The 20,115-nt window shown below is 62.2% G+C and carries 21 protein-coding genes, 1 tRNA gene and 1 pseudogene; 10 read left to right on the top strand and 13 right to left on the bottom strand.

Features of this window, described 5'->3' with window-relative positions; genetic code table 11:
• Positions 1–13 precede the first annotated feature (13 nt).
• The 9 genes and pseudogenes from M5C56_RS10170 to M5C56_RS10130 all read right to left on the bottom strand — a co-directional run bounded on the left by M5C56_RS10170 (position 14) and on the right by M5C56_RS10130 (position 7,552).
• The gene (locus M5C56_RS10170; RefSeq protein ID WP_103498922.1) at positions 14–385 is read right to left on the bottom strand and encodes a hypothetical protein; all 372 of its coding nucleotides are present in this window, start codon (positions 383–385) and stop codon (positions 14–16) included.
• Between the two features lie 13 nt (positions 386–398).
• Positions 399–1,178 (bottom strand): class I SAM-dependent methyltransferase, encoded by a 780-nt coding sequence (locus M5C56_RS10165; RefSeq protein WP_103498921.1) that lies wholly within the window; start codon positions 1,176–1,178, stop codon positions 399–401.
• Positions 1,179–1,228: 50 nt separating this feature from the next.
• A complete protein-coding gene (locus tag M5C56_RS10160; protein WP_103498920.1) occupies positions 1,229–2,128 on the bottom strand; it encodes a DMT family transporter in 900 nt (299 codons plus the stop codon).
• A gap of 157 nt (positions 2,129–2,285) precedes the next feature.
• Positions 2,286–3,131: pseudogene (locus M5C56_RS10155) on the bottom strand (AMP-binding protein); the annotation flags it as partial.
• Between the two features lie 212 nt (positions 3,132–3,343).
• Positions 3,344–3,419 (bottom strand) — tRNA-Phe (locus M5C56_RS10150).
• A gap of 103 nt (positions 3,420–3,522) precedes the next feature.
• The gene (locus M5C56_RS10145; protein WP_100940325.1) at positions 3,523–3,795 is read right to left on the bottom strand and encodes an oxidative damage protection protein; all 273 of its coding nucleotides are present in this window, start codon (positions 3,793–3,795) and stop codon (positions 3,523–3,525) included.
• Positions 3,792–4,859, bottom strand: coding sequence for an A/G-specific adenine glycosylase (gene mutY, locus M5C56_RS10140; RefSeq protein WP_103496795.1), 1,068 nt, complete (start codon positions 4,857–4,859; stop codon positions 3,792–3,794). Before mutY ends, M5C56_RS10145 begins: the two co-directional genes overlap by 4 nt.
• Positions 4,856–7,069 (bottom strand): AsmA family protein, encoded by a 2,214-nt coding sequence (locus M5C56_RS10135; protein WP_103496796.1) that lies wholly within the window; start codon positions 7,067–7,069, stop codon positions 4,856–4,858. The genes mutY and M5C56_RS10135 overlap by 4 nt, the downstream gene beginning before the upstream one ends.
• 84 nt (positions 7,070–7,153) lie before the next feature.
• Positions 7,154–7,552, bottom strand: coding sequence for an acetyl-CoA sensor PanZ family protein (locus M5C56_RS10130; RefSeq protein WP_103496797.1), 399 nt, complete (start codon positions 7,550–7,552; stop codon positions 7,154–7,156).
• A 341-nt stretch (positions 7,553–7,893) separates the two neighbouring features.
• On the opposite strand from M5C56_RS10130, the gene M5C56_RS10125 reads away from it, so the two are divergent.
• The 7 genes from M5C56_RS10125 (at position 7,894) to M5C56_RS10095 (ending at position 13,627) form a co-directional block, all read left to right on the top strand.
• Complete coding sequence (locus M5C56_RS10125; protein WP_103496798.1) at positions 7,894–9,555, top strand: OFA family MFS transporter; 1,662 nt, start codon at positions 7,894–7,896, stop codon at positions 9,553–9,555.
• A 191-nt stretch (positions 9,556–9,746) separates the two neighbouring features.
• A complete protein-coding gene (hisB, locus tag M5C56_RS10120) occupies positions 9,747–10,340 on the top strand; it encodes an imidazoleglycerol-phosphate dehydratase HisB (protein ID WP_100940330.1) in 594 nt (197 codons plus the stop codon).
• Positions 10,340–10,978, top strand: coding sequence for an imidazole glycerol phosphate synthase subunit HisH (gene hisH, locus M5C56_RS10115; RefSeq protein WP_103496799.1), 639 nt, complete (start codon positions 10,340–10,342; stop codon positions 10,976–10,978). The genes hisB and hisH overlap by 1 nt, the downstream gene beginning before the upstream one ends.
• Positions 10,979–11,239, top strand: coding sequence for a DUF2164 domain-containing protein (locus M5C56_RS10110; protein WP_103496800.1), 261 nt, complete (start codon positions 10,979–10,981; stop codon positions 11,237–11,239).
• 41 nt (positions 11,240–11,280) lie between these two features.
• The gene (gene hisA, locus M5C56_RS10105; protein WP_008041005.1) at positions 11,281–12,018 is read left to right on the top strand and encodes a 1-(5-phosphoribosyl)-5-[(5-phosphoribosylamino)methylideneamino]imidazole-4-carboxamide isomerase; all 738 of its coding nucleotides are present in this window, start codon (positions 11,281–11,283) and stop codon (positions 12,016–12,018) included.
• Between the two features lie 9 nt (positions 12,019–12,027).
• On the top strand, positions 12,028–12,798 hold the full coding sequence (hisF, locus tag M5C56_RS10100) for an imidazole glycerol phosphate synthase subunit HisF (RefSeq protein WP_100940334.1): 771 nt from the start codon (positions 12,028–12,030) through the stop codon (positions 12,796–12,798).
• Positions 12,799–12,871: 73 nt separating this feature from the next.
• Positions 12,872–13,627 carry an ABC transporter substrate-binding protein gene (locus tag M5C56_RS10095; protein ID WP_103496801.1) on the top strand — a complete coding sequence of 252 codons (756 nt, stop codon included), beginning with the start codon at positions 12,872–12,874 and terminating at the stop codon, positions 13,625–13,627.
• 13 nt (positions 13,628–13,640) lie between these two features.
• On the opposite strand, the gene M5C56_RS10090 is transcribed toward M5C56_RS10095, so the two are convergent.
• The 4 genes from M5C56_RS10090 to gpmI all read right to left on the bottom strand — a co-directional run bounded on the left by M5C56_RS10090 (position 13,641) and on the right by gpmI (position 18,733).
• Entirely contained in the window at positions 13,641–14,417 is a 777-nt protein-coding gene (locus M5C56_RS10090) for a divergent polysaccharide deacetylase family protein (protein WP_103496802.1), read from the bottom strand.
• A 1-nt stretch (position 14,418) separates the two neighbouring features.
• Positions 14,419–15,741 carry a S41 family peptidase gene (locus tag M5C56_RS10085; protein WP_103496803.1) on the bottom strand — a complete coding sequence of 441 codons (1,323 nt, stop codon included), beginning with the start codon at positions 15,739–15,741 and terminating at the stop codon, positions 14,419–14,421.
• 30 nt (positions 15,742–15,771) lie between these two features.
• Positions 15,772–17,058 (bottom strand): murein hydrolase activator EnvC, encoded by a 1,287-nt coding sequence (locus tag M5C56_RS10080; RefSeq protein WP_103496804.1) that lies wholly within the window; start codon positions 17,056–17,058, stop codon positions 15,772–15,774.
• 139 nt (positions 17,059–17,197) lie between these two features.
• Positions 17,198–18,733 (bottom strand): 2,3-bisphosphoglycerate-independent phosphoglycerate mutase, encoded by a 1,536-nt coding sequence (gene gpmI / locus M5C56_RS10075; protein ID WP_103496805.1) that lies wholly within the window; start codon positions 18,731–18,733, stop codon positions 17,198–17,200.
• A gap of 148 nt (positions 18,734–18,881) precedes the next feature.
• Here gpmI and M5C56_RS10070 point away from each other — a divergent pair, with 148 nt between their 5' ends.
• From M5C56_RS10070 to secB, 3 genes are read left to right on the top strand one after another with little or no spacing between them, the layout of a single operon-like run.
• Positions 18,882–19,295: a rhodanese-like domain-containing protein gene (locus M5C56_RS10070; protein WP_100940340.1), complete on the top strand. Its 414-nt coding sequence runs from the start codon at positions 18,882–18,884 to the stop codon at positions 19,293–19,295.
• A 1-nt stretch (position 19,296) separates the two neighbouring features.
• Complete coding sequence (gene grxC / locus M5C56_RS10065) at positions 19,297–19,551, top strand: glutaredoxin 3 (protein ID WP_103496806.1); 255 nt, start codon at positions 19,297–19,299, stop codon at positions 19,549–19,551.
• Positions 19,552–19,598: 47 nt separating this feature from the next.
• On the top strand, positions 19,599–20,081 hold the full coding sequence (secB, locus tag M5C56_RS10060) for a protein-export chaperone SecB (protein ID WP_103496807.1): 483 nt from the start codon (positions 19,599–19,601) through the stop codon (positions 20,079–20,081).
• Positions 20,082–20,115 lie beyond the last annotated feature (34 nt).

Raw genomic sequence — 20,115 nt, 5'->3', positions numbered from 1 at the left:
GTCGCACGCGAGCTCAGGCGTTGGTCGTGCTGCGTAGTATCTGTCCGCCTGCCGCTTCGATTATCGAGCTGAGCTTTTCATATTGGGCTTGGGGGATGAAGGCGCCGAGGAAGACCGAGCCGAGGCTGCGCTGCCAGAGTTTGAAGTAGCGCTCCAGGCTCATGACTTCGCTCAGGTTCTGATAGGAGAAGATGGTGCCTTCAAGGATGATGACCTCATCACTGTCCTGCAGATTCTGAATGCACAGCTCGTCATCCACTTCCGAGTTGTTGATGGTCAGTCTGATGTTCTCTATCCAGTGCAGTGGCCTGCCGTCATGGCTCAGCCACACGGCGGGTTCGGCATAAAAGGATTTCAGTGCAGATCCAGTGGTTTTCGTCGACATGGACACCTCCTGTTCACTTTTTCTCGGCTTTGAACCGTAGGCACGTGCAGTCCAGTGTCCATTGGCCATTGCTGTCCAGCAAATCGGCAGCCAACTCTTCGGTCACTTCATTCAAAAACGCATCTTGCGATTCGACGGGCAGCAAGGCCAGGTAGCGGGCACCGAACTTTTGCAGCCATTGGGCAATCGAACTATCCAGGGGCGCCGGGCGTTCGAACCAATGAATGGAATTGACATGGAATCCCGCGTTTTCCAGCACCCGCTGATAAGCCCCGGCGGTAGGCAGATAAAGCTGATCGGCGACTTCGAAGTCAAGGGATCTGCGCGCCAGTGAGTCGCGTAGCGCGCGCCGCAGAATTTTCTGGTGTCCGGCCCCGGCGAATTCGCCGACAAAACGTCCCCCTGGTTTCAGGGCTTCATAGATCCCGATGGCCACCTGGTCCGAGCGCTGCATCCAGTGCAGTGCGTCATAGCTCAGGACCGCGTCGAACTCCTGGTAGAAGTACAACTGTTCGGCATTGCCATGGCGTACCTCCAGCCCTCTGGACCGGGCTGCCGAGACCAGTCCTGGGTCGTTGTCGAACCCCACCACCTGATGCCCATCGCGTTGGAGTTGTTCGCTCAGGTAGCCGTCGCCGCAGCCGATATCGAGGAGCAGTTCGCCGGGCTTGGGTGCCAGCAGTTCAAGGATTGCCCTGGCAGTATGGTCTGTAAAATGGATGTCACGTTCATCCCGCGCTGCCCCCCTTTGCTGCGATTCACCGCTCTGACAAAAAGATGTCGAAGAAGTCATGCTCAAGATTCCATTCTAGGGCGAGGGCGGCGCGGCCACCGGGCGAGGAGTCAGGTACGTTTGGACACCCAGACCAAGATGATGACAATAGCGCAGACTAATGGTGTCAGCCAGTTCCAGGTTTCGCCCATCAACCAGATCGAGAAGCCGAAGGTGAAGAACGGTTGCAGCAACTGCAGCTGGCTGATCCGCTGGATACCACCGAGTGCGAGGGCACGGTTCCAGGAAAAGAAGCCCAGCAGCGAGTTGACCAGCGCCAGGAACAGCAGGGCGGCGACGCCGGTGCCCGGCAGGTGGGCGATGGTGTTGCTGTCGAAGAGCCACAGGCTGGCCGGCAGCAGCACCGGCAGGCTGATGACCAGGGTCCAGCACATCACCTGCCAGCCCGGCAGTTCCTTGGACAGCGCGCCGCCCTGGGCATAGCCGAAGCCCGCCAGGGCAACGGCGCCGAGCAAGGCGAGGTCACCGATGTAGATGTCGGAAACATTCGACTTCATCACCGTGTACGACATGACCACCAGGAAGCCCAGGCTGGAGACTGCCCAGAACGCCTTGGACGGCCGGGTGCCGGTGATCAGGGTGCCGAAGATCGCGGTCGACAACGGCAACGCGGCCAGGACCACGCCGCCGTGGCTGACGGGCACAGACTGCATGCCCAGTGCCGTGAGGATCGGGAAGCCGTAGACGATCCCGGTGGAGGTCAGCAGCATGCGCTTGATCTGCGAGCGGTTCGGAAGCCTGGCGCGACCAATGAGCAAAAAGGGAATCGCGGCGAGGGCCGCGATCACCGAGCGAAAGATCCCGACCTGGACGGCGCTCAGATCGCCCGCGAGCATCTTGGCCGCGGGCAGGGTCATGGCAAAGGCTGCTACTGAGATCAGGCCCAGGAAGTAGGCTTGCAGGTCTTGACTCTTGGTTTCTGGAACGCTGGCTATGTTGGCTTGCGTCATGCTGACGGCTCCTTTTTGTGGTGGGGAGGGCTCCGGGGCGGCCGGGTATCCGTAAATATGTTCTTCAGGGCGTGGAGGGGTCATTTGCGCTGGCTTTCAACCACAGGCGCAGCTCCGTCTTGAGGAGTTCGCCGTAGTTGTTCCTGAGCACTACGTTGCGCAGGTCTGTCGGGTAGATGGGCGCGTCGCCGTAGATGATGGTCTTGATGCCCTTGCCGTCGTAGCCTTGGAGGCGGGCCTGCTCGACTATGTAGGTGAACATGGTGGGGGCCATGAATAGCGAGATATTGCCGAACCCGCTCGCCAGTTCGAACAGTTCATCGGCCTTGAAGTCGCGGGACTGCGGGACGACATGGCGGGCGGCCCGACGCACATGGATCAGGTTGTAGAGCCCGGCGCAGTGAGACATCGGCGCGGCATAGACCACGGCCTCATCGGCGTCGAACGGATCGAGATCGGGCGAACAGTCCTGCGACATGGCCGTCAAGTTGCCGTGGCTGAGCATCACCGCCTGTGCGTCGCCTGTGCTGCTGGGGGTGTAGAACAGCCAGGCCAGGTCGTCGGCATGCCGCGGATAAGGTGTGTCCGGCGGCGAAGTGATCGAGGTGAGTGCGCCCATGTCCTCCCGGTCCAGTTCGTGGCACCCCAGGGGGAGTCTCTCGGGGGCGAATACCTGGCCGCCGTCGGTGAAAATCAGCCGGGCGTCGGCGTTGCCGACGATCCAGCCGGCCTCGACGGGGTGCAGCTTGCAGTTGATCGGCACTGCCACGGCACCGGCCCACCAGATGGCGTAGAGCAGTTCGAGGTATTCGCAACAGTTCTTCATGAACAGCACGACCCGATCGCCGGGGGCGATGCCGTGCTCGTCGATCAGATAAGCGGCCCGGTGTCGGACCAGGGCGACAAAGGCTCCGTAGTTGGCGACTAGCTGCTGCCCTTCGAACAAGGCCGGACGCTTCGGGTATCGAAGGCCGGCTTCATCCAGCCAGTTGGCGATATTCATGCTCGGCTCCTGCGTGCCTGAAGGACAGGTGCACACTAGTCAGCCAGGCGGGCCCAGTACCGGTACGGTTGGGAGTGAGCGCAACGAACTGTATTGTTTGCCGACCATGACAGTTGTCGGACGGAGAAGAAAATCCGGACAACAAAAAACCCGCACTAGGCGGGTTTCTTGTGGGCTTTCAGATGATGTTGACACCACCTAAAACTAATTAGTGGTGCCCAGAGACGGAATCGAACCGCCGACACGGGGATTTTCAATCCCCTGCTCTACCGACTGAGCTATCTGGGCAACGGGGCGCATTAAACTGGTTTTTCGAGGGGTCGTCAAGCGCGATTTCAAAAAATATTTAATTATTACCGTCGCTTACGACCCAAAGCTGTTCCAGCCCTGATTATTCGGCCGGCGGAACGTAGCCTTCGGCCTGGGCGTATTCCTCGCCGGAAAAGAACTTGTCCATCTCGCCCTGGATGTATTTGCGGTCTTCGCCGTTCATCATGTTCAGGCGTTTTTCGTTGATCAGCAGGGTCTGGTGCTTCAACCAGTCGCCCCAGGCTTTCTGCGAAATATGTTCGAAAATATCCTGGCCCTTGGCACCCGGGTACGGAGGGCGCTCAAGGCCGGGCAGTTCTTCGTGGTACTTGCGGCACATTACGGTGCGGGTCATGACGACTCTCCTGCATTCAAAACGTCGGCTGCCCGTTTGAGCAGCTTTTTCACCGGGGCGGCAAGGCCCAGGCGCGGCGGGGTGGCGAGGTTATACCAGAGCCAGTCGGCCTCGGCCACGTGATGGGCGCTCTCCTCGACCTGCACCAGCCACGGCTCGATGGCCAACTGGAAGTGGCTGAAGGTGTGGGTCAGGTTCGGCAACGCCTGTTGCGCGCCCAGTTCCAGCGAGTGCTGCGCCGCCAGGTGTTGCAGGTCGTCGAGGTCGTCCAGCTCCGGCAAGCTCCACAAACCGCCCCAGAGGCCGCTGGAAGGGCGCCGGTAAAGCAGAATGGCGCCCTCGCGGTTGGCGAGCATTGGCATCAGCGTGCGCTTCTGCGGCACGCTCTTGCGCGGCTTGGGAATCGGGTAGCGGGTCTCCAGGCCGAGCATGTGGGCTTCACAGCCGACTTTCAGCGGGCAGAGCAGGCAGCTGGGCTTGCTGCGGGTGCACAAGGTCGCGCCCAGGTCCATCATCGCCTGGGTGTAGTGGTTCACCCGGGTGTCGGGGGTAAAGCGCTCGGCGTTGGCCCAGAGCTGCTTGGCCACCTTGGGTTCGCCCGGGTAACCCTCCTGGGCGGTGTAGCGCGCCAGCACGCGCTTGACGTTGCCGTCGAGGATCGCCGCGCGCAGGCCCATGCTGATGCTGGCGATGGCGCCGGCGGTGGACAGGCCGATGCCCGGCAGCTCGGTGAGTTTCTCGACGTCGCGGGGAAACTCGCCGCCATGCTCGGCAACGACGATCTTCGCGGTCTTCTGCAGGTTGCGCGCCCGGGTGTAGTAGCCCAGGCCCGTCCACAGGTGCAGCACTTCATCTTCCGGCGCGGCGGCCAGGGCCTCGACCGTCGGCAGCGAGGCCATGAAGCGGTCGAAGTAGTTCAGCACGGTGCTGACCTGGGTCTGCTGCAACATGATCTCCGACACCCACACCCGATAGGGCGTGATGCCCTGTTGCCAGGGCAGGTCGTGACGGCCGTGACGGTCGTACCAGTCCAGCACGGCGCTGGAAAACTGCTCGGCTCTCATCGCTTGAACAGCCCCTTGAGTGCGTCCTTGAGTTCAGGACTGACCTTGTCGCCGAGCTTTTCTTCAACTTTCTCGCTCAGTTTGTTGCCGGCCAGCCGCGCGGCGACCTGGCCGAGGCCGTCCTTGTCGATGCGGCAGGCCTTGGCGCCCAGCTCCAGCGGTCCACGGCAGCGCAGCGGCCATTCGATCCCGGCGAAACGTTCGCTGACCTGGCAGGCCGGGTCCGGCATGTCGCTCTTGTCGCCTTCGACGATGATGCCGATGCGGTAGTCCATGCCCAGCACGCGCAGGTCGATATCGCCGTTGCCGTTGACGCTCAGGCCCGGGATGTTGACTTTCAGGTCCGGGTTGCTGGCCACGCCGTTGTGCAGGTTCAGGCTGCCCTTGAGGTCCTGGAACGGTGTGTCCTTGCCCCGCGGTTCGCCACTCAGGGTCTTGCGGTTGAGGGTGGCGATGCCGGTGCACAGTTGCTGTTCGAGGTTGGCGTTGAGCAGCAGACCGTCGTTGAGGACAAAGCTGGCGGTGCCGTTGAGGCTGTCGATCAGGGCTTTCTGGCTGTTGCCGCTGGCAGTGAAGTCGCTGTTGAGGGTCAGGGCGCCCTTGACCGGCGGTTTCTGTCCCTGGGCTTGCAGGATACGTTCGAGCGGCACCCGGCTCAGCCGCGTTTGCAGGCTCAGGCGCGGCACGTCAGGGCGCACGTCGAGGCTGCCCTTGGCGCTGAAGCTGCCGCTGTAGAGCTCGCCGCGTAGGTCGCCGAGGGTCAGCACGCCACCCAGGCCGGTGGCCTTGAGGGCGGCGTTGCCGATCGGCAGCTTCTTCAGGGTCAGTTGGTCGAAACTCAGGTCGGCGTCCACATCGGCGCTGCGCAGGCGTTCGATGGGCAGCAACTTGTCGCTGCTCCAGGCACCCTTGGTCGGGGATTCCGGCAATGGCGAGCTACTGGCGATGGCGTTGGCTTCGCTATTCAGCACATCGGCCTGGCGGACCTTCGAGGCGCTGTTGGCGTCGGCCGATTTCGGCGGCAGGTAGCGATCGGCGTCGAATTTGTCGCCCTTGAGCTGTACGCGCAAGGATTGCTTGGCGAAATCCTCGATGGCGATGCGACCGGTGAAGTTGCTGTCATCGAGTTTCAGGTTGAGGCCATCCAGCACCAGGCTGGTGGGCGTGCCGGTGAGGTGGGTGACCAGCTCGACCTTGCTCAGGCTGCCGTCGGCGACGGTCGGCAGGGGCTGGCCGATACTGTCGAGAAACTTCATCAGGTCCAGTTGGGCAATCGACAGCGTGCCGTTGAGTTGCGGGGTCTTGTTCAGGTCGTTGGCCTTCAGCTCGCCGAGGGCGCGCAGTTGGTTGGCCGACAATTTCAGGCTGGTCCATTCGGCGACGTTCGCCTGCATATCCACCAGCAATTGGCCCTGGGCCGAGAACGTCAGCGGCTTGCCTTGCAGCGGATCGCCCGTCAGTTCGCCGCCGAGGCGCATGTCTTCGAACTGGTAGCGCTTGAGTACGCGGTCGAAACGCAGGTTGCCGCTGAGTTCGGTACGGGCCCGCAGGACCGGCTGGTTGGTGCCGAAGAAGGCGGTCAACTTGACCGGAATTTCCTTGCCGTCATGCACCGCGCCGGTGCTCAGCTGGATGCTTTCCGAGGTGATCTGGCGGCCGGTCTTTTCATCGTTGAATTCGATCCGGGCGTTGTTCACGGTCAGGCTGTCGATATCCAGGCGGATCGGCTGCGAGGGTTTTTCTTCCGCCTCGGCGCCGGCCGGTTCGGCGACCTTGTCGGCCTGCGCGGTGATGCTGGCGCCGGGGGCCGGGCGGCCGATGTCCTGCCAGTTGCCGTGGCCGTCCTTGTCGCGATTGAGCCGCAGGTTCAGGCCTTCGACGCGGACATCGCTCATCTGCACTTCACGACGCAGCAGCGGCAGGACGCGCACCGACAGGCCGAGCATCTGCAGGTCGGCAAACGGCTGGGTCGGGGTGACCAGGGTCGCCACGCTGGCATCGTGCAGCTCCAGGCCCAGCCAGGGGAAAAGGCTCCAACCGATGTCGCCATTGAGGGTCAGCTCAATGTGGGCCTTGTCGCGGGCAATCTGGCGAATCTCGTTTTTATAGTCGTTGGGATTGAACAGGTGGGTCAGGGCAAAGCCTGCCGCCACGATGATCAGCAACAACCCGAGAAGCCCCAGACCCAGGATTTTGCCGAACGCTTTCATGGGCGAGTCCTTGTAGTCAGTGGAATTTGAAATTCAGCCCGCGAGTATAGCGTCACGGGGCTGGCGACAGGGCAGGGATGATCCCTAGAGCGGATCCAGGGGAATCCGCAGCTTGGCCGCCAGCGCCTGGGCTTCGAGATGTCCGGCGGGGGCCAGGAGCCGCAGTTCCGCGCCGGCCAGCCTGGCCATCCGTGCGGCTTCCGTCACCAGTCGTTCGGCTACCCCACGGCGCCTGGTGACTTTTCTGACGCAAAGTTGGGATAAAAGCCAGAGATCCGCCCGCCGCTCCAAGCGCGCCGCGCCCAGCAGGCGGTCATTGAAACGCCCGGCGATCAGGCTGCCGTCGGCCAGGGCGGTCTCGATCAGTTGCTGGCCGTCGGCTTGCGGTGCGAAAAGCCAGGCGGGGGCGTCCAGGTAGATTTTCTGCAGGTCCTGCTGGTCCTGGTAAGAGGCTTCGGTGAGGGACTCGACAACGATGGGCATAGATTCCTCGAACGTCCGGGGTTGGCGTTTCGTAGGAGCAGGCTTGCTCGCGATAGCGATCTTTCGGGCGCCATCTGCATTCGCGGCTGATGGCCGCCTGCGGCGGATCGCGAGCAAGCTTGCTCCTACAGGAAAGCAGAGCAGTTGCATTACATAAAGAGCGTATCAGTCTGGTTGTGCTGTCATGCGTAAATGGTAACCTCTCGCAGTTGGTCGGTCTTTCTGCGACCTATTGTCGCGTAACAAGCATCACTCAATAACACGGCCATGCCTGCGTGCACCAAGGTCGGGAGTGATGTGTGGCCGGCGAACCATCATTTCAATTGGGGGAAACACTTCAAATGAGCAGCAGCATGACGGCGCGCATTCAAGCCGCCGAACCTGCGTTCCTGTCAAAAGAGCGCATTATCGCCAAGCCCGGTTTCAACCGCTGGCTGGTTCCACCGGCCGCCCTGGCCATCCACCTGTGCATCGGCATGGCCTACGGTTTCTCGGTGTTCTGGTTGCCACTGTCCAAGGCCTTGGGCATCACCGCACCGGTCGCTTGCGCGCCGGACATGAGCTTTATCTCACAAGTGTTCTCGTCACAGTGTGATTGGCCGATTTCCATGCTCGGCTGGATCTACACCCTGTTCTTCATTTTCCTCGGCTGCTCGGCCGCGATCTGGGGCGGCTGGCTGGAACGTGCCGGTCCGCGCAAGGCCGGTGTGGTGTCCGCACTGTGCTGGTGTGGTGGCTTGCTGATTTCCGCGTTGGGGGTCTATACCCACCAGATCTGGCTGATGTGGATCGGTTCCGGGGTGATTGGCGGTATCGGTCTGGGGCTGGGCTATATCTCGCCGGTCTCGACCCTGATCAAGTGGTTCCCGGACAAGCGCGGCATGGCCACCGGCATGGCAATCATGGGCTTCGGCGGCGGCGCGATGGTCGGTGCACCGTTGGCGGCGGCCTTGATGGGCCACTTCGCTTCGCCTACCAGTGTCGGCGTGTGGCAGAGCTTCGCGGTGATGGCGGCGATCTACTTCGTCTTCATGATCGGCGGCGCATTGTCGTACCGCGTGCCGCCTACCGGTTGGAAGCCCGAGGGCTGGACCGCGCCGGTGAAGAAGAGCAGCAACGCGATGATCACCCACCGTCACGTGCATGTGAACGTGGCCTGGAAGACCCCGCAGTTCCGTCTGGTGTGGCTGGTGCTGTGCCTGAACGTGTCCGCCGGTATCGGCATCCTCGGCATGGCTTCGCCGCTGTTGCAGGAAGTCTTCGCCGGTAAATTGCTCGGCAACGGCCTGACCTTCGGCCAGTTGGACGCCGCGCAACTGGGCCTGATCGCTGCCATCGCAGCCGGCTTCACCGGTTTGCTCAGCCTGTTCAATATCGGCGGCCGGTTCTTCTGGGCGTCGTTCTCGGACTATATCGGCCGCAAGGCGACCTACTTCGTGTTCTTCGCCCTGGGTTTCGCGCTCTATGCGTCGGTGCCGAGCCTTGGTCATCTGGGCAGCGTCGCGCTGTTCGTGGCGGCGTTCTGCGTGATCCTGTCGATGTACGGCGGTGGTTTCGCCACGGTGCCGGCTTACCTGGCGGACCTGTTCGGCACCCAGATGGTCGGTGCGATCCACGGTCGCCTGCTGACCGCCTGGGCGGCAGCCGGGGTGCTGGGGCCGGTGCTGGTGAACTACCTGCGTGAGTATCAGTTGAGCATCGGCGTCGAGCGCGCCGCGGCCTACGACATCACCTTGTACATCCTCGCCGGCCTGCTGGTGCTGGGGTTCATCTGCAACCTGCTGGTGCGTCCGGTGGCCGACAAGTACTTCATGACCGACGCGGAACTGGCCGCCGAGCAGGCGCTGGGTCATGACAAGGGCGCCGACAGCACTACCGTGCTGGAGTGGAAAGCCGCTGCGGGCAGCAAGCCGATGGCGGTTGCCGCCTGGCTGGTGGTGGGCATTCCGTTGGCGTGGGGCGTGTGGGTCACCCTGCAGAAGACGGCGGTGCTGTTCCACTAAGTTGTACATCGTGATCATTCCCGCGTAGCGCGTGGGAGTGATCACGCCCTCCTTTCGTAGTTGTCCTGACAGGTATATCCCCGACACGCCTGGATTCAGCCCGTCCGGGAGTTCACCTTGCGTGTTTCTGTTTGCCGCCCGCGCCCCTATAATGGCTGCCTTTTTCGCCCAATGATTTTGCGGAGCTGGTGATGGCCGAACGTAAGGCGTCCGTCGAGCGCGACACTCTGGAAACCCAGATCAAAGCCTCGATCAACCTGGATGGCACCGGAAAGGCCCGATTTGATATCGGTGTGCCTTTTCTTGAACACATGCTCGACCAGATCGCCCGTCACGGGCTGATCGACCTGGATATCGAGTGCAAGGGCGACCTTCATATCGACGACCACCACACCGTGGAAGACGTCGGTATCACCCTGGGTCAGGCCTTTGCCAAAGCCATCGGCGACAAAAAAGGCATCCGTCGCTACGGTCACGCCTATGTGCCGCTGGACGAAGCGCTGTCGCGAGTGGTCATCGACTTCTCCGGCCGTCCCGGCCTGCAGATGCACGTGCCCTACACCCGCGCCACCGTGGGCGGCTTCGACGTCGATCTGTTCCAGGAATTCTTCCAGGGCTTCGTCAACCACGCCCTGGTCAGCCTGCACATCGACAACCTGCGTGGCACCAACACCCACCACCAGATCGAAACCGTGTTCAAGGCCTTCGGTCGCGCCCTGCGCATGGCCGTCGAACTCGACGACCGCATGGCCGGGCAAATGCCTTCGACCAAGGGCGTCCTGTAATGCAGACGGTCGCGGTTATCGATTACGGCATGGGTAACCTGCACTCGGTGGCCAAGGCCCTCGAGCACGTGGGTGCCGGCAAGGTGCTGATCACCAGCGATGCGGCTGTGATTCGCGAAGCCGACCGGGTGGTTTTCCCCGGCGTCGGCGCGATTCGCGACTGCATGGCCGAGATCCGTCGCCTGGGTTTCGACGCCCTGGTGCGTGAAGTCAGCCAGGATCGTCCGTTCCTTGGCATCTGTGTCGGCATGCAGGCCTTGCTCGACCATAGCGAAGAGAACGCCGGCGTCGACTGCATCGGCCTGTTTCCTGGCCAGGTGAAGCTGTTCGCCAAGGACCAGCACGAGGACGGCGAGCATCTGAAAGTGCCGCATATGGGCTGGAACGAGGTGACGCAGGTAGTGGATCACCCCCTGTGGCACAACATCCCGGACCTGGCGCGCTTCTACTTCGTGCACAGCTACTACATCGCCGCCGGTAACCCGCGGCAGGTGGTGGGCCGCGGGCACTACGGCGTCGACTTCGCTGCGGCTCTGGCCGAGGGCTCGCGTTTCGCCGTGCAGTTCCACCCGGAGAAAAGCCATACCCATGGCCTGCAATTGCTGCAGAACTTCGCCGCCTGGGACGGACGCTGGTAAATGGCCGCGAAGAAGACCAAGCCGCCGATCCTGACCCTCGCTCCGGAACAGGAGAACGAGGCCAATCAGAAGATCAAGCGCTTCATGGAAGAGCGCTTCGAACTGGACCTGGGTTCGTTCGAAGCGGCTGAAATCCTCGACCTGTTTACCCGTGAAATTGCTCCGCACTATTACAACAGGGCGATTTTCGATGTGCAGACGCACCTTAAAGAAAGGTTCGAAAGCATCGAAAGCGACCTGTGGGCACTCGAGAAAAACTGATTTCCGAGTGAAGCTGAAAAAACGACTCTAAGGTTTGCCAGATGCTGATTATCCCCGCTATCGATCTCAAAGACGGTGCCTGCGTTCGTCTGCGCCAGGGCCGCATGGAAGATTCCACGGTGTTCTCCGATGACCCGGTGAGCATGGCTGCCAAGTGGGTGGAGGGCGGCTGCCGCCGTCTGCATCTGGTCGACCTGAACGGCGCGTTCGAAGGCCAGCCGGTCAATGGCGAGGTGGTCACCGCCATCGCCAAGCGTTACCCGAACCTGCCGATCCAGATCGGCGGCGGTATCCGTTCCCTGGAAACCATCGAGCACTACGTCAAGGCCGGCGTGAGCTACGTGATCATCGGCACCAAGGCGGTGAAAGACCCTGCGTTCGTTGCCGAAGCCTGCCGCGCGTTCCCGGGCAAGGTCATCGTCGGCCTGGATGCCAAGGACGGTTTTGTCGCCACCGACGGCTGGGCTGAAATCAGCACCGTGCAGGTCATCGACCTGGCCAAACAGTTCGAAGCCGACGGCGTCTCCGCCATCGTCTACACCGATATCGCCAAAGACGGCATGATGCAGGGCTGCAACGTGCCCTTCACCGCAGCCCTGGCTGCGGCCACGAAAATTCCGGTGATCGCTTCCGGCGGTATCCACAACCTGGGCGATATCAAGAGCCTGCTGGACGCCAAGGCACCGGGCATCATCGGCGCGATTACCGGCCGGGCGATCTACGAAGGCACCCTCGATGTCGCCGAGGCGCAAGCCTTCTGCGATTCGTACAAAGGCTGAGGACTCACCATGGCGCTGGCCAAACGCATCATCCCTTGCCTGGACGTCGACAACGGTCGCGTGGTCAAGGGCGTCAAGTTCGAGAACATCCGTGATGCCGGTGACCCGGTGGAAATCGCCCGGCGTTACGACGAGCAGGGCGCGGATGAGATCACCTTTCTCGACATCACCGCCAGCGTCGACGGCCGTGACACCACGCTGCATACCGTCGAGCGCATGGCCAGCCAGGTGTTTATCCCGCTGACGGTCGGCGGCGGCGTGCGCACCGTGCAGGACATCCGCAACCTGCTCAATGCCGGGGCCGACAAGGTCTCGATCAACACGGCGGCGGTGTTCAACCCCGAGTTCGTCGGCGAAGCGGCGCAGCATTTCGGCTCGCAGTGCATTGTCGTCGCCATCGATGCGAAGAAGGTCTCGCTGCCGGGCGAAACCCCGCGCTGGGAAATCTTCACCCACGGCGGGCGCAAGCCCACCGGGCTCGATGCGGTGGAGTGGGCTTCGAGGATGGAAGGCCTCGGTGCCGGCGAGATCCTGCTCACCAGCATGGACCAGGACGGCATGAAAAGCGGTTTCGACCTCGGCGTGACCCGGGCCATCAGCGATGCCCTGGGTATCCCGGTGATCGCTTCGGGCGGTGTCGGCAACCTGCAGCACTTGGCCGACGGGATTCTGGAAGGCCACGCCAGTGCGGTGCTGGCGGCGAGCATCTTCCACTTCGGCGAGTACACGGTGCCGGAAGCCAAGGCCTATATGGCCGCGCGCGGTATCGTGGTGCGCTGAGGGCAACAGTCCACTGGACAGTATGGCGGGCTCAAGTCACTCTTGAGTCCGCCACGGATTCCGGTTGCCTACTATGTCTAAACGCTTTTTCCTCGCGCTGTTTTGCCTGATCGGACTGTTGTCGGGCACGGTGGCTGCGGCGGACGCTACCGATGACGGCATTGTCCTGCTGACGGAGAACTTCCCGCCCTACAACATGGCGAAAAATGGCAAGAACTTCGCCAAGGACGAGAATATCGAAGGCATTGCCGCCGATATCGTGCGGGAAACCTTCAAGCGCGCCGGTATTTCCTACAGCCTGACCCTGCGTTTCCCCTGGGAACGTATCTACAAGCTCGCCCTGGAAAACCCCGGCTACGGGGTGTTTGTCATGGCCAGGCTGCCGGAGCGCGAGAGACTGTTCAAATGGGTCGGGCCGATCGGTCCTGACGATTGGGTGCTGCTGGGCAAGACGGACAGCCCCATTGCCTTGTCGGGCCTGGAGCAGGCCCATCGCTACCGGATCGGCGCCTACAAGGGCGACGCTATCGCCCAATACCTGGCGCAGCACGGATTCAACCCGGTGCTGGCCCTGCGCGACCAGGATAATGCGCGCAAGCTGGTCGACGGTCAGATCGACCTGTGGGCCTCGGGCGATCCCGCCGGACGCTATCTGGCGCGGCAGGAGGGCATTGCCGGGCTCAAGACGGTCTTGCGCTTCAACAGTGCGTCCCTTTACCTGGCCCTCAACAAAGAGGTGCCCGATACCGTCGTTGCCAAGCTGCAGTCGGCACTCGATCAGCTACGCCGTGAAGGTGTGGTGGATCAGGCCTTCGGGCGTTACCTGTAACGGTGTCGTCCACTCAGTGATAGACGCCCTGCTTGCCGTGAGCCTCGGTCGCCTGGTTGCCGCGTAGGGCGATCATCGATTTGATATCGATCCAGTCGATGCCCTGCTCCTTGAGTTTAGGCAGTTCGCGTTCGAGGACCGCCAGGGTCTGCGGGTAGGGGTGGCCGATCACCACCGCCGAGCCGTGCTTGCGCGCCAGCCTGATCGCTTCTTCCAGTTGTGCGGTGATGGCCGGTTCGGTGCGTTCGTTGTCGAGGAAGACATCCCGCGACACGCTGGGCAGGCCGATCTTCTGCGCTTGGGCCGCGGCGACGGTCTTGGCGCTGGTGCGGCTGTCGACGAAGAACTTGTTGCGCCGCTGCAATTCGCCCATCAGCCAGGCCATGGCCACCGGTTCGGCGGTCATGCGGCTGCCTTCATGGTTGTTGATCCCGCTGGTAAAGGGCACGGCCTTGAAGGCGGCGGCCAGGCGCGTTTGCAATTCATCGAGGGACAGGTCGGGATGCCAGGCGAAAGGCCCGGTGGCCGGGTCCATGGGCATGTGCAGCATGACGATCTTGCCGGCGGCATGGGCCTCGCGGGCGAATTCGGCGGCGTGCAGGGTGTCGGGCATGATCGATGGAGTGACCGGCCCGGGCAGGGCCAGCACCCGACGATCCCGGGGCAGGTTCTGCCCCAGGTCATCGATAATCAGGGTGAGGTAGGCCTTGGTCGGTGCCGGCGGCTCGACCGGCGCCGCCTGGGCAACGCCGATCAAACAGCCGATAAGGAGCAGCAGCCAGCGGCGCATCTCAGTTGCCGCGTGTCACGCTCAGGCCTTTGAGCAGGCTCAGGGCCTGTCCCAACTGGTAGTCGTCGTCCTGCAGGCGTGGCTTGGCCTTGGGCGCCTTGACGCTTGGCTTGTCCGCGCCGCCGTTGCCGTTGCCCAGGTGACCCTGGAGATCGGCTTCCTTGAAGGTGTCGTCGTCCTGGGCACCGGTGACCTTGGCCTGGCGGACTTCAACATCGGGGATGATGCCCTGGGCCTGGATCGAGCGACCGTTAGGCGTGAAGTACAACGCGGTGGTGATCTTCAGCGCGCGGTCATTGCTCAGCGGCAGCACGGTTTGTACCGAGCCCTTGCCGAAGCTGGTGGTGCCCATCAACACGGCGCGTTTCTGGTCTTGCAGGGCACCGGCAACGATTTCCGAAGCCGAGGCGCTGCCGCCGTTGATCAGCACCACCATCGGCACCGCTTCGCTTTCGTCGTGGCCGGTGGCCGAGAAGCGCAGTTCGGAGTTGGCGATGCGACCTTTGGTGTAGACGATCAGGCCCTTGGTGATGAAGTGGTCGACCACTTCCACCGCCGCCTGCAACACGCCGCCCGGGTTGTTGCGCAGGTCGAGGACGATGCCGTTGAGCTTCTTGCCGTTTTCCTTGTGCAGGGCCGCGAGGGCCTTGGAGACCTCTTCGCCGGTCTTGACCTGGAACTGGGTGATGCGGATATAGCCGTAGCCGTTTTCCAGCAACTGGCTGCGCACGCTCTTGGTGCGGATGATCGCCCGGGTCAGGGTCACGTCGAACGGCGCGCCGCCGCCGCGCACCAGGGTCAGGGTGATTTTCTGGCCGACCTTGCCGCGCATCTTGTCGACGGCTTCGGTCATGGTCTGGCCGCGGGTCGGCTGGCCGTTGATCTTGACGATCAGGTCGCCGGCCTGCACGCCGGCCTTGGACGCCGGGGTGTCGTCGATCGGCGAGACCACCTTGACGAAGTTGTCTTCCATGCCGACTTCGATGCCCAGGCCGCCGAATTCGCCGCTGGTGTCTTCCTGCAACTGGGCGAAGTCGTCCGGCCCGAGGTAGGCGGAGTGTGGGTCAAGGTTGCTGAGCATGCCCTTGATGGCATTCTCCAGCAGGGTCTTGTCGTCCACCGGTTCGACATAGGCGGCCTTGATCCGGTCCATGACCTCGGCAAAGGTGCGCAGCTCGTCGAGCGGCAGCGGGGCCTTGGCGGTGACGGCCGGAGCAGCGGCAGCCGGCGCGGGCTGGGCAGGTTGCGCAGCGAACGCGTGGGGCGCACCGATCACCAGGGCGATCGTCAGGGCCAGCGAGGTGAGGCGGGACAAATGCAACATGTCGAACGAACTCCTGATTAAGATGCGGGCCTATCCTTGGGCGCGGCACCATTGGGCCGGATCACTCGGGTGACCCTGCTGACGTATAGCGAAATACAACGCGGGTGCGTCCTGACCGCCACTGTTGCCTACAGTAGAGATCGACTCACCGGCTTTTACCACATCGCCTGCGGACTTGAGCAGCGTCTGGTTGTGCCCGTAGAGGCTCAGGTAACCGTTGCCGTGGTCCAGAATGACCAGCAAACCGGCGCCCCGCAACCAATCGGCGAACACCACGCGGCCACCGTGCACGGCGTGCACCTGGCTACCGGCGGCGGCGCTGATCATTACCCCGTCCCACTTGGTCCGGGCGTCATCGCCACGGGTTTCACCAAAGCGCGCAAGCAGTCGACCATCAACTGGCCATGGAAGTTTGCCGCGCGCTGAAGCAAAAGGGCCGCCGAAGGATTCTCCCGCACTCGATACCAAGGCTCCAGGCGTGGTTTTACGCGGTGGCCGTGGGCTGTCGTCGGTGGCGACCGCAGCCTCACGCTGGCGCTTTTTTTCGGCTTCCTGCTGGGCGAGCAGCGCTTTCTGACGCGCTTCTTCCGCCTCGCGGGCCTGGCGAGCCAGGGTTTCTTCGATGGTCTTGAGGACTTTCGACAGGTCGGCCTGGTCCTGTTCGCGAGCGGCGAGCTTCTGGTCGCGGGCTTTCACGTCGTCACTGAGTTTGGCCAGGGCCGCCTGGCGTTCCTTGCGGACCTTGTCCAGTTCGTCGCGCTGGCTGTCCAGGCTGCTTTTCTGCACCAGCAACTGGGCTTGCTGCAGATTGATGTCGTTTTCGACATTGGCCAGTTGGCGCAGGGTTTCGTTGAAGTTCTTCAACTGCTCCATGCGCGCCTGGCTCAGGTAATCGTAATAGGTCAGGGTGCGGGCGAATTTTTCCGGGTTTTGCTGGTTGAGCAACAGCTTGAGGTACTCCTGGCGGCCACCCTGGTAGGCGGCGCGGGCCTGGATCGCGATCAGTCGCTGCTGTTCAATGCGCGCGCTCTGGAGTTTTTTTTTCTCTGCGTCGAGCCGCTGCAGTTCGCTTTCGCTCTTTTTCAGCTCTTTCTGCAGGGCATCGACCTGCTTCTCCAGCTTGCCCATCTCGGTTTCGGTGCCGCGCAGTTCTTTCTGCACCCCGGATTTTTCTTCCTGCAGCTTGCCCAGGAGCTTTTTCAGCTCAGCGATATCCTGACGCGTGGCGTCCAATTGCTGCTGGGTTTGTGCGCGCTCGTCGGCAAAGGCCGGTTGGAGCAGGCAGATCAGGGCTAGGGCGATAAGGGCGCGAAGCATGGGGCGGGCGACACCTGGGAACGAGACGCCCTAGTATGCCCGCCGCGGGCTGCAAAAAAAACGCCCAAAAGCGGTTGCTTTCAGGCGTTTCCGATAAAGAGGTAGGCCGCAGGCCTGCGGCCTACCTGATTTGTGGCGTTTAGAGGTCAGTCAGGATCGACGTACCGGTCATCTCTTTCGGCTGTTCCAGGCCCAGAAGCTTGAGCATGGTCGGTGCGACATCTGCCAACACGCCGCCTTCACGGACCTTCAGCGGACGCTTGCCGACATAGATGAAAGGTACCGGCTCGGTGGTGTGGGCGGTGTGGGCCTGGCCGGTGGATTCGTCTTCCATTTGTTCGACGTTGCCGTGGTCGGCGGTGATCAGCGCTTCGCCGCCGACCTTGTCCAGGGCCTCGACGATACGTCCTACACACAAATCCAGACATTCCACTGCTTTAACGGCCGCATCGAACACGCCGCTGTGGCCGACCATGTCGCCGTTGGCGTAGTTGACCACGATCACGTCGTAACGCTGGTGTTCGATAGCATCGACGATGCGGTCGGTGACTTCCGGCGCGCTCATTTCCGGTTGCAAGTCGTAGGTGGCGACTTTCGGCGACGGGATCAGGATACGTTCCTCACCCGGGAAAGGTTCTTCGCGCCCGCCGGAAAAGAAAAAGGTGACGTGGGCGTACTTCTCGGTTTCGGCGATCCGTAGCTGGGTCTTGCCGTTTTTCGCCAGGTAGTCGCCCAGCACGTTTTCCAGGCTGCCCGGGGCGAAGGCCGACGGCGTGTGAATGCTGGCGGCGTACTGGGTCAGCATGATGAAGCCGGCGGTTTTCGGCTGGCGGGCGCGCTCGAAGTCCTTGAAGTCGTCTTCGACGAACACCCGGGTCAGTTCACGGGCACGGTCGGCGCGGAAGTTCATGAATACCACCGCATCGCCGTCTTCGACGGTGACTTTCTCGCCAATGCGGGTGGCCTTGACGAATTCGTCGCTCTCGCCGCGCTCATAGGCGGCTTGCAGGCCTTCCTGGGCATTGGCGGCGTGGAACTCGGCCTGGCCGTCGACAATCAGGTTGTAGGCCTGGGCCACACGGTCCCAGCGGTTGTCGCGGTCCATGGCGAAATAGCGCCCGATCAGGCTGGCGATACGGCCCTTGCCCAGGGTACGGAAGGTTTCGTCGAGCAACTCGATGGATGACTGGGCGCTTTTCGGCGGGGTGTCGCGGCCATCGAGGAAGGCGTGCAGGTAGATTTTCTCGGCGCCGCGCTTGAACGCCAGCTCGGCCATGGCCACCAGGTGGTCCTGATGGCTGTGCACGCCACCTTCGGACAGCAGGCCGAGGATGTGCACCGCCTTGCCCGCGCCCACGGCCTTGTCCACCGCCGCGCAGATGGTCGGGTTCTCGAAGAACTCGCCGTCGCGGATCGACTTGGTCACGCGGGTGAAGTCCTGGTACACCACCCGGCCGGCGCCGAGGTTCATGTGGCCGACTTCGGAGTTGCCCATCTGCCCATCCGGCAGGCCGACATCCATGCCGGAGCCGGAGATCAGGCCGTTGGGCTGGGTCGCGACCAGGCGGTCGAGCACCGGTTTTTTCGCCGAATAGACGGCGTTGTAGTCATGGCTCTCACTGTGACCGAAGCCATCCAGGATGATCAGGACCAAAGGTTTAGGCGTGGTAGTCATGGACGGCACTCGCGGCTGGATTGAAAGGTCATGGAAAAAAGAGTCGCAGTTTAAAGCCAAGTTCAAATGCAGTCACCGCCGGGCGGGGTTTGGCCGACCTTGACGGCTGTGTATACTGGCCCACATTTTAACGCCCTGGAACCTCCTGATGGTCGATCACCTGATTGCATTTGCCACTAGCCACTACCTGTTAGCCGGCGCCTTCGTGCTCCTGCTGGCCTTGCTGATTGCCCATGAAATGAGCCGCGGTGGCGCCAGCCTCAGTACTGGCCAGTTGACCGCACTGGTCAACCAGGACCAGGGCGTGGTCATCGACTTGCGCCCGAGCAAGGACTTTGCCGCCGGTCATATCGTCGGCGCGCTGAACATTCCCCAGGACAAACTGATGGCTCGCATCGGTGAACTGGAGAAGCACAAGGCCAAGACCCTGATTCTGGTCGACGCCCAGGGCCAGCACTCCGGGACTCACGCCCGCGAGCTGCTCAAGTCCGGTTTCACTGCCGCCAAGCTGTCCGGTGGTATTTCCAGCTGGAAAGCCGACAATCTGCCGCTGGTGAAGTGATATGAGCCAGGTCGTTGTCTACTCCAGTGATTACTGCCCTTACTGCATGCGCGCCAAGTCGTTGCTCGGCAGCAAGAACGTTGCTTTCGACGAGATCAAGGTCGATGGTAAACCGCAGTTGCGGGCCGAGATGTCCCAGAAGGCCGGGCGCACGTCCGTGCCGCAAATCTGGATCGGCGACCGGCACATCGGTGGTTGCGACGACCTGTTCGCCCTCGAGCGCGCCGGTAAGCTGGACGCGTTGCTGGAAGCTTGATTCCCCCAACCCTTTAAAGACCTGAAGATCAAGAAGGATCTGCTGCGATGACTGACCAACAGAACACTGCTGCCACTGAAGAAGATAGCCAACCGCAATTCTCCTTGCAGCGTATCTACGTGCGCGACCTGTCCTTCGAAGCCCCGAAAAGCCCGGCGATCTTCCGCCAGCAGTGGGAGCCGAGCGTCGGCCTGGACCTCAATACCCGTCAGAAAGCCCTGGAAGGCGACTTCCACGAGGTGGTGCTGACCCTGTCGGTGACCGTGAAGAACGGTGAAGAAGTGGCTTTCATCGCTGAAGTGCAGCAGGCCGGTATCTTCCTGATCAAGAACCTCGATGCGGCTTCCATGAGCCACACCCTGGGTGCATTCTGCCCGAACATCCTGTTCCCGTACGCCCGTGAAACCCTGGACAGCCTGGTCACCCGTGGTTCGTTCCCGGCGTTGATGCTGGCCCCGGTGAACTTCGATGCCCTGTACGCGCAAGAGCTGCAGCGTCTGCAGGAAGACGGCGCGCAAACCGTTCAATAAACGGATTGCCTGCCCTTTGTAGGAGCCGGCTTGC

This window comes from Pseudomonas sp. MWU13-2862 (assembly GCF_023242495.1).
Taxonomy (GTDB): Bacteria; Pseudomonadota; Gammaproteobacteria; order Pseudomonadales; family Pseudomonadaceae; genus Aquipseudomonas; species Aquipseudomonas gingeri_D.
This window is presented reverse-complemented; position numbering and strand designations above follow the sequence as displayed.

Coding starts and splice junctions, on each gene's coding strand:
- grxC (WP_103496806.1), top strand. CDS start 19,297: ATGAGCCAGGTCGTTGTCTACTCCAGTGATTACTGCCCTTACTGCATG.
- hisB (WP_100940330.1), top strand. CDS start 9,747: ATGGCCGAACGTAAGGCGTCCGTCGAGCGCGACACTCTGGAAACCCAG.
- gpmI (WP_103496805.1), bottom strand. CDS start 18,733: ATGACTACCACGCCTAAACCTTTGGTCCTGATCATCCTGGATGGCTTC.
- secB (WP_103496807.1), top strand. CDS start 19,599: ATGACTGACCAACAGAACACTGCTGCCACTGAAGAAGATAGCCAACCG.
- M5C56_RS10125 (WP_103496798.1), top strand. CDS start 7,894: ATGAGCAGCAGCATGACGGCGCGCATTCAAGCCGCCGAACCTGCGTTC.
- M5C56_RS10095 (WP_103496801.1), top strand. CDS start 12,872: ATGTCTAAACGCTTTTTCCTCGCGCTGTTTTGCCTGATCGGACTGTTG.
- M5C56_RS10130 (WP_103496797.1), bottom strand. CDS start 7,552: ATGCCCATCGTTGTCGAGTCCCTCACCGAAGCCTCTTACCAGGACCAG.
- M5C56_RS10080 (WP_103496804.1), bottom strand. CDS start 17,058: ATGCTTCGCGCCCTTATCGCCCTAGCCCTGATCTGCCTGCTCCAACCG.
- mutY (WP_103496795.1), bottom strand. CDS start 4,859: ATGAGAGCCGAGCAGTTTTCCAGCGCCGTGCTGGACTGGTACGACCGT.
- M5C56_RS10135 (WP_103496796.1), bottom strand. CDS start 7,069: ATGAAAGCGTTCGGCAAAATCCTGGGTCTGGGGCTTCTCGGGTTGTTG.
- hisA (WP_008041005.1), top strand. CDS start 11,281: ATGCTGATTATCCCCGCTATCGATCTCAAAGACGGTGCCTGCGTTCGT.
- M5C56_RS10090 (WP_103496802.1), bottom strand. CDS start 14,417: ATGCGCCGCTGGCTGCTGCTCCTTATCGGCTGTTTGATCGGCGTTGCC.
- M5C56_RS10145 (WP_100940325.1), bottom strand. CDS start 3,795: ATGACCCGCACCGTAATGTGCCGCAAGTACCACGAAGAACTGCCCGGC.
- M5C56_RS10085 (WP_103496803.1), bottom strand. CDS start 15,741: ATGTTGCATTTGTCCCGCCTCACCTCGCTGGCCCTGACGATCGCCCTG.
- M5C56_RS10070 (WP_100940340.1), top strand. CDS start 18,882: ATGGTCGATCACCTGATTGCATTTGCCACTAGCCACTACCTGTTAGCC.
- M5C56_RS10165 (WP_103498921.1), bottom strand. CDS start 1,178: ATGACTTCTTCGACATCTTTTTGTCAGAGCGGTGAATCGCAGCAAAGG.
- M5C56_RS10160 (WP_103498920.1), bottom strand. CDS start 2,128: ATGACGCAAGCCAACATAGCCAGCGTTCCAGAAACCAAGAGTCAAGAC.
- M5C56_RS10170 (WP_103498922.1), bottom strand. CDS start 385: ATGTCGACGAAAACCACTGGATCTGCACTGAAATCCTTTTATGCCGAA.
- M5C56_RS10110 (WP_103496800.1), top strand. CDS start 10,979: ATGGCCGCGAAGAAGACCAAGCCGCCGATCCTGACCCTCGCTCCGGAA.
- hisH (WP_103496799.1), top strand. CDS start 10,340: ATGCAGACGGTCGCGGTTATCGATTACGGCATGGGTAACCTGCACTCG.
- hisF (WP_100940334.1), top strand. CDS start 12,028: ATGGCGCTGGCCAAACGCATCATCCCTTGCCTGGACGTCGACAACGGT.